The following is a 16010-nucleotide window of genomic DNA, read 5'->3' as shown; positions in this document are numbered from 1 at the left end:
AGAAGGCGTTCTCGGACAGTCGGGCATTGAAAAGGGCGCATATCATACATGAAAACCAGCGAGTTTCCGCATTCGGTGATGGCCGTTCAGCGGTAGCTGTCTTCGTAATCCATGCACATGATTGCAGGCAATTGCTGCGAAATTACTGAATCGTTTTTAAATCAACAGGCTGCGGCGGATTTCTCATCCGCGCAACATGGCATATAACTCGGTGAGCAATTTTTTCCGGCCAAATACCAATTGCCAGCGGTGACCGCCCAGTTGGCGCCAAAGCCGTGCTGCACGAATGCCAGTCAGCAGTAGGGCGCGGATCTTTGCCGCGTTGTCACTTTGCTGCAAATGGCGCATATCGCCTTGCACCTGGATGCGTTGGCGGAAGGTGCTGATGGTGTCTTGATAGAGCGACCCGCAGTTGGCTATGACGTTCTGATGGGTGATGCCGAAGTGCTCGACTTGTTGTTGGATCTGGTCGAGGCGGCTGCCCATGATCTGCAGCAGGTCGTCACGTTTGGAGAACTGGCGTTCAAGATTAAGCAAGGCCAGGGCGTAGCGCAGGGGTTCACGCTGCAGGCTCGCGGGGTCGCGCTCCAAAGAGCTGATCAACGCACGATAGCCGTCACGCAGGTTGAGGTCATCACCGCCGTAGACGTCTAGGGTCGAGTCCGGATTTCGTACCAGCAGGCTGCCGATCAGGCAGGCCGTGACGGCTTCGCTGCACTGGCCGGTCCGGGCGAGTTTGTCGACTTGCACGGCTGCTTCAAACACAGCGCCAAGGGCGACAAGTTGCTCTTGAGTCTGGTTCATCGACGCATATCCTTACTGCTCCATGGCTCTGCGACTTCAATGACGCCACCACCAAGGCAGATTTCACCGTCATAAAACACAACGGATTGACCTGGTGTGACAGCGCGTTGCGGCATGGCGAAGGTCGCCCGATAGCCACTGCTGGTCTTTTCAAGCGTGCAGTGCTGGTCGCCCTGGCGGTAGCGAACCTTGGCGGTTAGCTCACGAGGCTGGCTCAGATCGATCGGGTTGACCCAATAAATGTCCGAGGCGAGCAGGGCGCTGGAAAATAACCATGGGTGATCATTACCCTGGCCAACCATCAGCACATTACGCTCCAGGTCTTTTTGCAGCACATACCAAGGCTCATCGCTGGCGTCCTTCAGGCCGCCAATGCCCAAGCCCTGGCGTTGGCCAATGGTGTGGTACATAAGGCCGTGATGGCGGCCGATGACTTCACCTTCGGTGGTTTCAATATCGCCGGGCTGGGCTGGCAGGTACTGCTTGAGGAAGTCGCTGAAGCGCCGCTCGCCAATAAAGCAGATGCCGGTTGAATCTTTCTTTTTAGCCGTCGCTAGCTGGTATTTCTCAGCTATTTCACGGACTTGCGGTTTTTCAAGCTCGCCAACTGGGAATAGGGTCTTGGCGATTTGCTCACCACCGACAGCGTGCAAGAAGTAGCTCTGATCCTTGTTCGGGTCGAGGCCCTTGAGCAGTTCGGTGCGGCCATCAATGTCGCGACGGCGCACATAGTGGCCTGTGGCGATAAGGTCGGCGCCGAGCATCAGGGCGTAATCGAGAAAGGCTTTGAACTTGATCTCGCGATTACACAGGATGTCTGGGTTGGGGGTACGACCGGCTTTGTATTCAGCCAAAAAGTGTTCGAATACATTGTCCCAGTATTCAGCGGCAAAGTTGGCGGTGTGCAGCTTGATGCCTATTTTGTCGCACACAGCTTGTGCATCGGCCAGGTCGTCCATGGCCGTGCAGTATTCAGTGCCGTCGTCTTCGTCCCAGTTCTTCATGAACAGCCCCTCGACCTGGTAGCCCTGTTCAAGCAGAAGCAGGGCGGACACAGACGAGTCGACGCCGCCGGACATACCGACGATTACGCGGGTTGTGGCAGGGTCGTAGACTTGGGTCGTTTGCATGGCGATATCTGGCATGGGGAAGTGCGCTGAAGCTCAAAAGGACGCGATTCTAGCAGGATGCGACGCTGGCGGCGACGGTTGAGGGTTCGGTTAGTCGCGCAGCAGGGCCAGGGGAAAACGATCACCGGCGATGTAGTCGTCAATGCAGCGCAGAACCAACTCGCTCCGCCAGCGTTCAGGCTGCGCGGACAGTTCGTCGCGAGTCAGCCATTGCGGGCCAATGATTCCGTCATCCAAGGCTAGCTCGGGGTGATGGGCGATGGGTTTGGCAGCAAAGCATACCCGTTGATAGGTCACGCCATTGCTCGGCGCTGTATAGAGGTAAATGCCAGTTACGGCTGTTAGTTCGACTTCCCAGCCAGTTTCCTCGAGTGTCTCGCGCAGTGCCGCCTGGCCGAGGGTTTCATTGGCTTCAAGATGACCAGCAGGTTGATTGAATACCTGGCGGCCTTCGGCGTGTTCTTCAACCAACAGGAAACGGCCGTTGTCTTCTACAACAGTCGCGACGGTGATATGCGGTTGCCAGCTCATGTTCTGATCCTTGTGTGTCGTAAAACACAACCCCCGGCACGTGGCCGGGGGTTGTGGAGTTGCTTGTAACCCGCAGCAGGCTTAGATCAGGGGATCGATCGCCGCGTTGAGGGTTGCACTCGGACGCATGACCTTGGCAGTCAGTTCCGGGTTGGAGCGGTAGTAACCAGCAATATCAACCGGCTTGCCTTGCACTTCATTGAGCTCGGCAACGATGGCTTCTTCCTGCTCGGTCAGGGTTTTGGCCAGTGGAGCGAAATGAGCGGCCAACTCGGCGTCTTCAGTCTGTGCTGCCAGAGCCTGCGCCCAGTACAGCGCCAGGTAGAAATGGCTGCCACGGTTGTCCAGTTCGCCAGTACGGCGCGAAGGGGATTTGCCGTTGTCGAGCAGTTTGCCGGTGGCGATATCCAGCGTGGTGCCAAGAATCTTGGCTTTCTGGTTATTGCTCTTGATCCCGGTTTCTTCCAGGGAAACGGCCAGAGCGAGGAACTCGCCCAGGGAATCCCAGCGCAGGTGGTTTTCTTCAACCAATTGCTGTACGTGCTTGGGTGCAGAGCCGCCAGCACCGGTTTCGTACATGCCGCCGCCCGCCATCAGAGGAACGATGGAAAGCATTTTCGCCGAAGTGCCCAGTTCCATAATCGGGAACAGGTCGGTCAGGTAGTCACGCAGTACGTTGCCGGTTACCGAGATGGTGTCGAGGCCACGGATCATGCGCTCCATGCTGACGCGGATCGCCTGGTTGTAATCAAGAATCAGCAATTCCAGGCCGTTGGTATCGTGATCTTTGAGGTAGGCATTTACTTTCAGCTTGAGCTGTTCGTCGTGCGCACGCTCTGGGTCCAGCCAGAAGATAGCTGGGGTGTTCGAGGCGCGTGCACGGGTAACCGCCAGTTTGACCCAGTCACGGATCGGGGCATCTTTGGTCTGGCAGGCACGCCAGATGTCACCGGCTTCGACTTCGTGCTGAATTTTGACAGTGCCATCGGCCAGTACGACGCGCATGGTGCCGTCGGCTTCCATTTCGAAGGTCTTGTCGTGGGATCCGTACTCTTCAGCTTTCTGCGCCATCAGGCCAACGTTTGGCACCGAACCCATAGTGGTTGGGTCGAACGCGCCGTTGGTTTTGCAGAAATTGATCATTTCCTGATAGATGCGCGCGTAGGTGCTTTCAGGCATAACGGCTTTGGTGTCTTTGAGCTTGCCGTCCTTGCCCCACATCTGACCCGAGCTGCGGATCATCGCTGGCATCGAGGCGTCGACGATGACGTCGCTTGGGATGTGCAGGTTGGTGATGCCTTTGACCGAGTCAACCATGGCCATTTCTGGGCGGTCGCTGTAGCACTCGTGCAGGTCATGGAGAATTTCTTCCTGCAGCGAAGCTGGCAGTGACTTGATTTTCTCGTAGACGCTGTTCAGGCCGTTGTTTGGGTTAACGCCCAGTTCGTCAAACAGCTTGGCGTGCTTCTCGAAGGCTTTTTTGTAGTAAACGCTAACGGCGTGACCAAAGACGATCGGGTGGGAGATCTTCATCATGGTCGCCTTGACGTGCAGGGACCACATAACGCCGGTTTCTTTACAGTCTTGCAGGGTTTGCTCGAAGAAGTCGCGCAGCTTGCGAGCGCTCATGCGCATGCCGTCGAAGATTTCACCTTCTTGCAGGCTGACAACTTTTTTCAGCTCAACTTTGCCGTCTTTACCGACGAACTCGATGCGTACGTCGCCAGCTTTATCCAGGGTGAAGGATTGTTCGCTGGAGAAGAAATCGCCGTCGCGCATGTAGTCGGCATGCGACTGCGAAGCCATGCTCCACTTGCCCATGGAATGCGGGTGCTTGCGTGCGTAGGCTTTGACGGCGGCAGGTGCGCGGCGGTCGGAGTTACCTTCACGCAGAACCGGGTTGACCGCGCTGCCCAGCACCTTGCTGTAACGGGCCAGGGTGTCTTTGTCTTGCTCGGTTTGAGCGTCTTCAGGGTAGTTTGGGAGCTTGAAGCCCTGAGCCTGCAGTTCGGCAATGGCGCCCCTGAGTTGAGGCACCGAAGCGCTGATGTTTGGCAGCTTGATGATGTTGGCTTCGGGCGCAGTAGCCAGCACAGCGAGTTTGGCTAAGTCGTCTTCAATTTGTTGATCGGCACCGAGCTGATCAGCAAAGGCAGCAAGGATACGGCCAGCAAGAGAGATATCACGGGTTTCGACATCAATGTCAGCAGAGGCGGCGAAAGCTTTGACGATAGGAAGTAGGGAATAGGTAGCGAGAGCTGGAGCTTCGTCGGTGAAGGTATAGATGATCTTCGAGCGGTTTGACATCAAGAAAACTCTCTTCTTTGCTAGGCGCGGACATGATCTCGAGGTGCGCCCTGTAGGCACTTCCACTCAACGGCTTGGCTTGAGTCGGAATTCGAGTAGTTACCACGCAAGGTTGGTTGTACCAGTAGAGTGTTATTCGCCAGCGCTAGGATGATAGTGACTGACGTTTCGAGAAGCGGGCGTCCTGTTACGAACGAGCCGTTCTCTATGACTGTAAGGTCACGGCTGAGCATTATAGCACCGTGCAACCCAAACTAAGAACTTCAAACTGTAGACCAAGGTCTAGAGCCGGGCGGTAGGCGCACAGCCCAGGCTGACTTCGTGCTTAGCGCAGCTCAAGGGGATGCCCCTGGTTGCTTTGGCCGCTGGAGCGGGCAACTGAGCCTGTGGATAGCAGCCCATTGTCTCGTTCTTTATGGCATCAGGGCGAGAGTGTGGCGCAGTAGCCGCAGGATACGTCACGAGGTGTCCTGCAGGACCTGGTTGCTTACGAGCCTTTAAAGCAAAGTTGTCAGGTGCGTAAGAAGGCCTTACGGGGATCGGTATTTTCTGATGCTGCGCGTTGGCCTTGGTCTGGCGAACGAGTTGCTTGGCATCAAAGACCAGTTTTTAGTTCTGTATGAAATTTTCGAAAATATGTTGCCTGTCAACTTTGATGTTATTTGTCAACTGTGCGTGCCTATCCAAGGGTTTGAACAAGGCTACATATAGCTGTATGGGTGCGTAATGGGAGTATTCTTCGCCAGCCTAGGATATTTCCTACATGTTGTTTTGCGAATCTATGTTTATCCTAACGTTAACTTATTAGTTAGTAATTTAATTTTCTGTCGTGGAGATTTTGTTTCGATAAATAGATTGGCTTTTCTGCTCGTGCTCGGATAAGTAGAGCTTATTTGTATCTGGTTTGTGTTTTTTGGATGCGCTATCCAGTAAAGCCTCAAGCAGGTATGAGTGATTTTAATTTTCAGCTTGCTTACAGGGAGTAAAGAGTTGATGAAAATTAATTTGTTTTTAAACCGTTTGGTTGGTGTTTTTTTAGTCAGTGGGTGTGGGTTGTTTTCGTTGTCGATTACTGCGGTTGAGTTGGATTCATACCGCGCACCTGAATTCACCAGTGATCAAGAAATGACATTGCGTGAAAGTGTCATTTATGCCTTTGCGCATGACCCGACTATTGCCCAGATGACTGCGCAGGTGAGTATTGGGCAGGGGTTGATCGATGAGGCCGAAAGTGCTTGGCAACCACAAATAGGATTGCAGTCAGGGCTCGGCGGTGCGAATGGCAACCTCGCAAATGACGACAACAATTACACGGATAAAACCTACGGCGTTACTTTGACGCAGTTGGTCTATGACTTCGGCAAAACGAATAACAATATCCTGCAACAGAAACACATTAAAAAAAGCTATGTGTTCGCGCTCCAGCAAACCATGAGTGATGTGGCAAAAAAAACGGCCAAGACTTATTTGCTGGTCAAGCGTTATGGCGTATTAAAGAAAGCAGCTGAACAGGGCGTCCAGTCGCTTAGGACTGTTGAGCGCATTGCCAAGGTCCGTGCAAACAGTGGGCTTAGTTCAAGCGCTGACTATCTTCAAGCCCAGTCGCGTATTGCCATTATGCAGTCGCAGGTAGAGCAGTTTTTTACCCGCCAAGAAACAGCCATTGCCCAGCTCGTAGTCCTCACCGGGGTTAGAGCCAACACCTATTCGACCCCGCCTTTGGGGTTGTCTGAACAAACCATGGAAGTGTCAGCCATCGACTACTCAGCTATTGCGGCTGTTAAAAGAGCGATGGCTGAATCCGAAGCAGCCTCCAGCGTTATTGAAAAAAATAAAGCTGGGTATTTGCCAACCATAAAGTTAGAAGCGGGTCGCACGCGCTACCAAAATAAAAATGATCCGTATTGGGATAATCAAATTTATTTGAATTTGGATGTTCCACTTTATACCGGCGGTGCTGTGTCCGCGCGCGTGGCTCAAGCCATGGGTGCCAAAGAAACGGCAGAGCAAGGCATCAACAAAGTTAAGTTTGATGTAATGACTAATGCTTCAACGGCATATTCTAACTATGAAGGCTCACGGAGCAATTATAGGGTGAGTGTTCGCCAGGTTGAAATTGCTGAGCGCGCACGTGCTGTTTATTTGGATGAATACAAATTAAGCCGTCGCAGCGTGAATGACCTAATAACGGTTGAGCAAGATTTGTATCAGTCTCATCTGGCGTTGATCAACGCTGAATTTGATGGCTGGGATGCCGCTGTTGACTATGCGTCTGCCGTTGACAACCTTGTTGATGTGCTAGACATACACACAATTGAAGATACGGAAAGTCTTCCAAATATTTGACTCTGCATTTCATGAGTTAATCACAGAGGTGAATAATTGATATGAAAACGTCTATTAAAATAATTGATCGTGATGCCAATAATGAAGTCAATCTGATCGCCAATGGTAACCTGACCCTAACCCTGAATGAACCCAGTGTTGTACTCGTTCAGGCATCCGTTTCCGATGTCAGTCGTTATGAACGAATCGGTAATGACCTGTTAATTCATATGCAGGATGGCAGTGTCATTCGTTGCGATGGGTACTTTCAGGTTGATGAAACCGAGCACCATAGCGCGCTAGTTTTTCAAGATGATAATGCTGCATTGACCCACATCAGTTTCGCAGATGTGCCTGAACTTGCCTCTGGCCAAATTGTACCTTTGCAAGCCAGTGCCGAAGTGCTCGATAGCATTGATCCGTTGCTCTATGGCAATTATGTTTTCTCCGAATATGGACTACTTGGTCTAATCGGGGCAGGGCTTGGCGGTGCCTTGGTGGGGGCGGGATTGAATGACGACAATGGTGGCGGTCATACCCGGGTCGAATATGTTGATAACACCTTGCCGGCTGAGATTGTCCACCCTTCATTTATTGCAACCGATAATCAAGGCCAGGTACAGGCGCTCTTGGTCTCGGGTAGTAAGACAGACGACCTAAGTCCCACCTTCACAGGTACTGGCCAAGCCGGCGCAAGTATCCAGATAATCAACGCAGAAGGTGTTGTTATTGCGAGCACCCAAGTCGGTGCGGACGGGACTTGGGCTCTTACTCTTGCCGATCAAACTTTGGGTCAGCATAGCTATGAAGTTGTTCAGCTCAGTGGTGACAGCAATCTCAGTGCGGGCACGATCAGTCTTGATATTGTAGGCGATAACGTCGAACTGACGATTGACCCAATAGGCGGCGATAACCAGATCGGTGAAAGCGAAGCAGGAGCAGCTGTGCTCCTGAGTGGTACTGCATCAGGCCTTGAAGCCGGTACGCAAATCATTGTCTCAATCGCAGGCGAGAACTATACAACTCAGGTTATCGAAGGTGGAGGCTGGAGTCTCGAACTGCCAGCCGAGGTAGTGGCTGGCCTGCATGACGGCTTTTACACCGTCGAGGTAAGTGCCACCGACTCTGCGGGTAATGTACACACGGCCTCCCAGGGGTTGGCCGTCGATACTTCAGCTCCGGTAGTGAGTATTAATGCCGTGGCTCTGGATGATGTGCTTAATGCTTCCGAAGTGTCGACTGCGCAGACCATCAGTGGCTCAGTAATGGGGGCCGCAGCCGGTGAGACTGTCACGGTTAACGTTGGGGGTGCCTTGTATGAGGTTTTGCTGGGCAATGATCATACATGGACTTTGGATATCCCAAGCTCTACCTGGACTGCACTGGGTGATGGTGGGCTGATAATCACAGCCAGCGTTACCGATGCTACTGGCAATACAAGCGAGGCCAGTCGCGGCATTTCGATTGCTGCGGGTTTACCTGGATTGCGTGTCGCGACTGTGTCCGGCGACGATATTATCAACGCAATCGAGCACGCTCAGGACCTGACTGTTTTTGGTACGAGTACAGGGCTAACGTCCGGTCAGGCTGTAACTGTCACTATCAATGGCAATAGCTATATGACTGCGGTCAACGCTGACGGCAGTTGGCAGCTTGGTTTGAAGGCCAGTGACGTTTCCAGTTTTTCCCAAGGCGCGCTGGACATTCATGTCAGCAGTGCCGATGTTTCGGGTAATCCTGTGACGATCAACCATCAGGTCATGGTCGATTTGGCGGACACTGCGGTCAGTATCAATGCCGTGGCGCAAGACAATATCATCAACAGCGTCGAGCAGGGTTCTGAATTGCTGCTTTCGGGTGCCACGGCCAATGTTGAAGCTGGGCAGGTTGTTGTTATCAATTTCGCCGGCCATCAATATCAAGCCACCGTTGCGGGTGACGGGAGCTGGGAGGTTGCTGTACCTGCAGCTGACCTTGCGGGACTCTCCGATGGTTATCGCAACCTGGAAGTTAAAGTCACCAACACTCAAGGTAGTGTCGCGCAAAGTGGGCAGATCGTTGCGGTTGACCTGACAACGCCGATATTGGTTATCGAACCTACGACTAGCAGCAGCGGGCTGGATTCTGCGCGCGACGATCTTCTGAACAGCATGGAAGTCAATCAGGATCTCATGGTCAGTGGTGTGACTTCCGCACAGGTAGGGCAAGCCCTGACAGTTAGCCTCAATGGTCAGGATTATCAAACTGTGGTTGGCGAGGGTGGCGTTTGGAGCGTTAGCATTGCGGCCGCAAACTTCTCTACCGCAGCTGACGGTACTTTAATCATTACAGCAACGACTACCGATAAAGCGGGCAACATCGTAGAGCAATCGCGCGAGTTGACTGTCGATACAACTGCACCGGTTATCACCATTGATACCGTAGCTGGCGACGACATCATCAATGCAAATGAGAAAACTGATGCAGTACTGGTTACAGGGCATGCAAGTGGCCTCGAAGGCGGCGAAGTCCTGACCATCAGCGTCAATGGCAAGGACTACACCACGGCCGTCGGGGCTGATGGTGCCTGGAGCCTGTCCGTTGCAGCTGCTGACATTGCAACACTTACCGACGGTCATTACAGCATTGGCGCCCAGGTGGCGGATGCGGCTGGCAATAGCGCTTCGACGAACCACGGCGTTGATGTAGTGACCCTGTTGCCAACCCTCACGATTGACACCATTGCCGATGACAACGTTATCAATAGCGCCGAAAAAAGCGCTCCTGTTGAAATTAGTGGTTCTTCTACGGGATTGGACTCAGGTGCAGTTGTCACTCTTACGCTCAATGGCAAGGATTATCAGGCGACTGTAGCGGCTGACGGCAAGTGGAGTGTCGAAGTCCAGCCGAGTGATTTTGACGGTGTGCGCGATGGCCAACATAAGGTATCGGTATCAGCCGAAGATGATATTGGCAACCAGGCAAACACCGACACCACCGTGGTAATTGGTACGCTCAACGCGCTAATTAGCATCAATACCGTCGCAGGTGATGATCGTCTAAATACGGTTGAGGCAGGGGCCAATGTCATCGTCAGCGGTAGTGTACTCAATGTCGAGGCTGGCCAAGTTGTAACGCTGTCCATGAACGGTACGGACTACACCGCAACGGTAAATGAGGATTTGTCCTGGTCGGTCAGCTTGCCCAGTTCCGTATGGGCTGGTGTTGCTGATGGCAATCTACGTTTCGATGCCAGTGTCTCCAGTGTTGAGGGCAACAATGCATATGCCAGTCATGATGTGATCGTGGATTTCACGGCGCCGATTGTGACTATCAATAGCGTTGCAGGTGATGACATCATCAATGCCAGCGAGCACGGCCAGGCGCTTGAAGTTACAGGCACCTCCAACGGTTTAGCCGGTGGCGAAATTATTACAGTTGGCCTTAATGGCAAGAGCTATACCACCACCGTGAATGCGGACGGTACCTGGGGGCTTTCTGTTGCAAAAGCCGACGTGGCTGCTTTGCAGGCAGGTACTGCCAACATTACTGTCAGCGTCAACGATGCGGCAGGTAATACCGGTACCGCCAGTCATAACGTCAACGTGGTCTTGACGCCTCCGGCTGTGACTATTGATGCTGTATCAACTGATGATGTGATCAGCGCTGCTGAGAAAACCCAATCGCTTGATATCAGCGGTACGTCCAGTGGCTTGGCTGAGGGCACCGATTTACAGGTGACAGTGAATGGTCATGACTACACCACGAGCGTAGACAGCACGGGTGCATGGACCGTTACCATCCCTGATACTGACGTTGCGTCTTTTGGCAAGGGCGACTTGGTTGTTACAGCGCAGGCTACTGATGCCATCGGTAACACTGGCGATGCGACACGTACAATTGCAGTCGATGGTGAGATTCCGACCATCAGGATTAACCCGCTGACTGCCGATAACGCCATCAATAGTGTGGAAGCTGCTGCGACACAAACCCTGACGGGGAGTGTGACAGCCGCGGCTGCTGGCCAGACAGTAAGCATTGAAATCAACGGACAAAGCTACAGCGCTACCGTTGATGCCAGCTTGAATTGGTCGTTGGACCTGCCGAGCAACGTCTGGGATGGCATTGCCAACGGTACGGTACCGGTATCTGCAACACTCAACGGGGTAACGGCCACCAGCAATGTGACGCTGGATACCAGTGTACCCGCGGTGAGCATTGATACGGTTGCCGGTGACAATGTTATTGATGGCACCGAGCAGAAAGCCGGGCAGGTTATCAGCGGTACTGCTGATGCTGAACCAGGTCAGGCTGTAGAGGTCACCTTTAATGGTCGTACATATCACTCTGTAGTGGCCGACAATGGCACTTGGAGCGTAGATGTTGATTCGCGTGATTTTCTCAATACCCCCGATGGTGATTACGACATCACCGCTTCAGTGGTCGACCAGGCTGGCAATGCAGGTTCAACAAGCAGCAGTGTCTCTCTGCAAGGGGATGTGCCGACTGTAACCATCAACAGCCTCACTGCGGACGATATCCTCAGCAAGCTTGAACAAGGTAGCGCTCAAACTATCTCGGGCACTGCATCGGTTGATGCTGGGCGTGTTGTAACCCTGACTCTCAATGGCAAGGAGTACAGCGCTACAGTACAAGGGGATCACACCTGGAGCGTGGTAGTAGGCACAGCTGATTTGGCTGCTCTTGCAGACGCGGGTGTTTACAGTATTACTGCTACAGCCACAGACAGCGTGGGGAACACCGGTTCCAACGATCGTTCCTTTACGGTTGATACTAGCGGCCCATCGATGACGCTGACCATTGACAGCATCAGCGTAGACAGCGGCTCATCCAGCAGCGATTTCATTACCAATGATACTGCTTTGGCCGTCAAAGGTACGCTGGGTGCTGAGTTGGGGGCAGGCGAGTTGATGCAAATCAGCCTCGACAGCGGAGCAACCTGGATAGACCTTAATGTTTCGGGTACGGCATGGACGTACCTAGACAGCCGAACGTTGGTTGATGGCAAACATGACTATTCGATTCGCCTGATCGACGCCTTAGGGAATGTGGGTTCAACCGCCAGTCAACTGGTGACTATTGATACCGCGGCGCCTACGTCAAACATCGCCATCACAAGCATCAGCGATGACAGCGGTTTGTTCGCCGACTACAACACCAATGACACAAGCTTGACAGTCAATGGCAGCTTATCCAGCCCTTTAACGGTCGATGAGCAGGCGCAAATTACCTTGGACAACGGCGTGACCTGGACTGCATTGAACGTTGCGGGCACGAGCTGGAGTTATGTCGATACTCGCGCTTTAGTTGAGGGTTCATACCAATACACAGTGCGCGTCATAGATGTGGCTGGCAACATTGGCTCGACCTACACGCAAACAGTCGAGGTCGACACTACAGCGCCGGTTACCGCTATTCATATCGACAGCATTACGGATGATACCGGCGTGTCTGCGACGGACTACATCACTAACGATAATCAGCTAGTGGTCAATGGCACCTTGAGCGCAGTGCTCAATGCTGACGAGTATGCTCAGATCAGCCTGGACGACGGCGCAACATGGACCGCCGTAGAGACTGACGGCTTGACTTGGAGCTACGTCGACGCACGTTCACTATCTGATGGCGTTCATACCTATCAAGTGCGTGTCATTGACCTTGCCGGTAACTCGGGCCCCGTCGAGCAGCAGGCTGTAACGGTAGATCGCGTTGCACCGACCACGTCGATCAGTATCGACAGCATCAGCGACGACACAGGGTTGTCCTTGACGGACTTTACTACCAGTGACACTAGCCTCTTGCTGTCTGGCACCTTGGGCAAAGCGTTGGAAAGCGACGAATACGCACAAATTAGCATAGATGGTGGTGCGAACTGGATCACGCTGACGGATGTCAGCGGCACAGACTGGAGCTACAACGACTCGCGCATCTTGAGCGATGGCAGCCACGACTATCAGCTCCGGGTTATCGATCAGGCAGGCAATATTGGGCAGACAGATAGCCAAACGGTGGTGGTCGACACAATTGCTCCACTGGAGCAGGCCACTATTACCGGCTATACCGATGACCAAGGGACACGTCAAGGCGTTCAGACAACTATGAACGTTACTGACGACACTGCGCCGGTGTTGCAAGGCACCCTTAGTGCTGCGTTGCAAACGGGTGAAGTGCTTAAAATTTTCCAAAACGGTATTTATCTGGGCAACGCAACGGTTGGTGGAACCACTTGGACCTATGCACTCAGCGGCTTGGAAAACGCCAATAAATACGACTATTCGGCGGTGGTCACTGACCTAGCGGGTAACACGACAGCTTCTGATCTCTATACCTTGAACGTGGACACCAGTGTTCCGAGCACTATCACGCTCGAGTCGCAGGTAACCTCTGACAAGACGCCGATATTGCGCGGCACGGTTGGGGCTGACTTTAGCGGTAGTGAGGTCCTGTATGTCACGGTTAATGGCATCACTTATTCATCCAGCGCGAGCTATGGTGACGGTCGAGTTGTTGTCGATGCCACAAACCATACTTGGTATGTGCAAATTCCGAACAATAATGCGTTGGGGCTAAGTACCTATGATGTAACTACCAGGGTGGTTGACGAAGGTGGTAACGGTAATCTGCTTAATCAGAGCTTTATCGGGACGCAAACTGTAGTTGCCGAACCGGTTATCAATACACAATGGGCAGGCGATGCACCGGGCTCAAGGACAGACAGCCAACAAGGCCTAAGTTACAGCATTGGCGAAAACGGTCTGTGGAATATTGTTTCGAATACAGCTGTTTATCGCAGCAGTGATTTGAACAGCTACAGCACTGGTGTCCTGACGAAAGCAAGTGACACGGGTAGAACCGTGAACTACACCTATTTCGATCTGGATCGTGATGGCGATATGGATATCTTCGCATCGCAAAGCAATTATGCTCGTCCATTTCAGTACTGGCAGAACGATAACGGCAGCTATACCAGCAAAACCATCGCATATGGAGCCTTGGATACCTACTATGGTGGCACTGTCGCATACGATCGCACGGGTAACGGTTACCTCGATCTTGTGCTGGGCGATAGCAATCTAGATAGCAATTCGGCAGGTTGGTTTAACAATAATCAAGACGGAACCTTTACCCAAGATTTGGTAACGCGCGGCTTGAACCCATCCTATACATTTGGCTCCAGCATCTCCGGCGTAGATTTAAATAACGATGGTGCGATTGATATCGTTGGTCAGATAAGTGGCGGCGGTGGCAGTAACAATCGTGCGCTTGGCGTCATCACCAATTCAGGTGATGGCACCATGGCTATAGGCCAGGTTGTGAATAATGTATTCAATGATGGTGGTGGTACCGACGGATCAGGCAGCAGCATGACCTGGGCCGACTTCAATGGTGACGGCTCCCTTGATTTGTACCTCAACCAACACCAAGGAGGTTCGAACAAATCAGCTGTTCTAATTAACAACAACGGCACCCTGAATAACTACGTTGAGATCAACGCCGGCCCGGACATTCGTTCACGTATTGCCCTGGCTGTCGACTGGGACCATAACGGCACCACTGATATCGCCAAGATGGGGGGCTACAATGGCAGCGACACGATTCAGTTGATTCTCAATAACGGCAATGGTCTGAGTTGGACCAATGCCAACCTGAACTACAGCTACGGTTCACGGCTGACTGGCGCCGCTGCAATGGACTATGACTGGGATGGGGCCGTCGACCTGGTTGGCTTTACCAGCAACGGTCATTCCTTTGTGGTGAAGAACACCAATGCTGTCGCTGAAGGGACTGCATTGCACCTGCGAATACTCGATCAAAATGGCATCAATGCATTGTATGGCAACACTGTGCATCTGTTTGATAGCAGCGGCGCCTTGGTCGCGACCCAGGTACTCAATCAACAATCAGGGATCGGTGTGAATGACAGCTCGGCTTTACTGAATTTTTATGGCCTGGACGCCAACGAAACCTATTCTGTCGAGTTGATTCGTATTGTTGATGGTGTCCGTGCTGATGTGAACGAGAGCGTGAACGCTGGCTGGGGTGGGTTGAGCACAGGCGATGCCACGCACAATTACGTGCTGTCTGCAGAGGCTGGCACCGCCAGCAATAATGGGGAGTTTGTCGGTACAGGGTACAACGACACATTTGTTGCGACGGCTGGCTCGGACACTTATAGCGGCGCTGGCGGTTGGAGCTACAGCTCAGAGCATGGCACATGGGTCGCTGCTAATGGCGGTATGGATGTTGTCGACTACGGCCAGGCAAGCAGTGGCGTTACGCTTAACCTTGGCTCCAGCGCTCTACAGGATACGGGATTCAATCTAACCCAGTTGGCGGATATTGAAGGTGTTTCTGGCGGTAGTTTTGACGATACCTTTACTGGCAGCGCGGGTGATAACCAGTTCAACGGGCGTGGTGGCAACGACATCCTCAATATCGGCAACGGTGGGCACGACACCTTGATCTATAAGTTGCTTAACGCAACCGATGCAACCTTGGGTAACGGTAGCGATACCGTCAATGGTTTTACCGTCGGTACATGGGAGGGGACCGACGACACTGATCGCATCGATATCAGCGAGTTGTTGCACAGTGCTGGGTACACAGGGACTGGCAGTGCAAGTTACATCGATGGTGTGGCAACCCTGGATGCTTCGGCAGGCAACATTGAGGACTACCTCAATGTGCTGCAAAGCGGCTCCAGCACTGAAATTCAGTTCGATCATGACGGTCTCGGTGGAGCATCTATCCCGACCACACTGGTTTCACTAAGCGGTGTGCAGGTCGATTTAGCAACGCTGCTAGCCAACCATCAACTACTGGTCTCATAGCAACCAGGCCAACAGGGGGCCATGTGCCCCCTGTTGGCAACCTAATACTTGGGTCGTCCTGACCCTCCTTTACACGCTTCCA

General features: G+C 52.8%; 6 protein-coding genes. 2 read left to right on the top strand and 4 right to left on the bottom strand.

The features are described 5' to 3' along the window. Positions 1–183: 183 nt before the first annotated feature. From hflD to AACY26_RS06010, 4 genes are all read right to left on the bottom strand, one after another. Positions 184–804, bottom strand: a complete 621-nt coding sequence (gene hflD, locus AACY26_RS06025; protein ID WP_339512023.1) for a high frequency lysogenization protein HflD — start codon at positions 802–804, stop codon at positions 184–186. Continuing rightward, positions 801–1934, bottom strand: a complete 1134-nt coding sequence (mnmA, locus tag AACY26_RS06020) for a tRNA 2-thiouridine(34) synthase MnmA (protein WP_339512021.1) — start codon at positions 1932–1934, stop codon at positions 801–803. Before mnmA ends, hflD begins: the two co-directional genes overlap by 4 nt. A gap of 90 nt (positions 1935–2024) precedes the next feature. Beyond that, the gene (locus AACY26_RS06015) at positions 2025–2465 is read right to left on the bottom strand and encodes an NUDIX hydrolase (RefSeq protein WP_339512019.1); all 441 of its coding nucleotides are present in this window, start codon (positions 2463–2465) and stop codon (positions 2025–2027) included. 81 nt (positions 2466–2546) lie between these two features. Continuing rightward, a complete protein-coding gene (locus AACY26_RS06010) occupies positions 2547–4772 on the bottom strand; it encodes an NADP-dependent isocitrate dehydrogenase (RefSeq protein WP_339512017.1) in 2226 nt (741 codons plus the stop codon). Between the two features lie 993 nt (positions 4773–5765). On the opposite strand from AACY26_RS06010, the gene AACY26_RS06005 reads away from it, so the two are divergent. Together AACY26_RS06005 and AACY26_RS06000 are read left to right on the top strand one after the other, a co-directional pair. After that, complete coding sequence (locus AACY26_RS06005; protein WP_339512015.1) at positions 5766–7118, top strand: TolC family outer membrane protein; 1353 nt, start codon at positions 5766–5768, stop codon at positions 7116–7118. 41 nt (positions 7119–7159) lie between these two features. Further along, positions 7160–15928, top strand: coding sequence for an Ig-like domain-containing protein (locus AACY26_RS06000; protein ID WP_339512013.1), 8769 nt, complete (start codon positions 7160–7162; stop codon positions 15926–15928). Positions 15929–16010: the final 82 nt, after the last annotated feature.

It is taken from the genome of Pseudomonas sp. RL_15y_Pfl2_60 (assembly GCF_963970595.1).
In the GTDB taxonomy this organism is placed as follows: domain Bacteria; phylum Pseudomonadota; class Gammaproteobacteria; order Pseudomonadales; family Pseudomonadaceae; genus Aquipseudomonas.
This window is presented reverse-complemented; position numbering and strand designations above follow the sequence as displayed.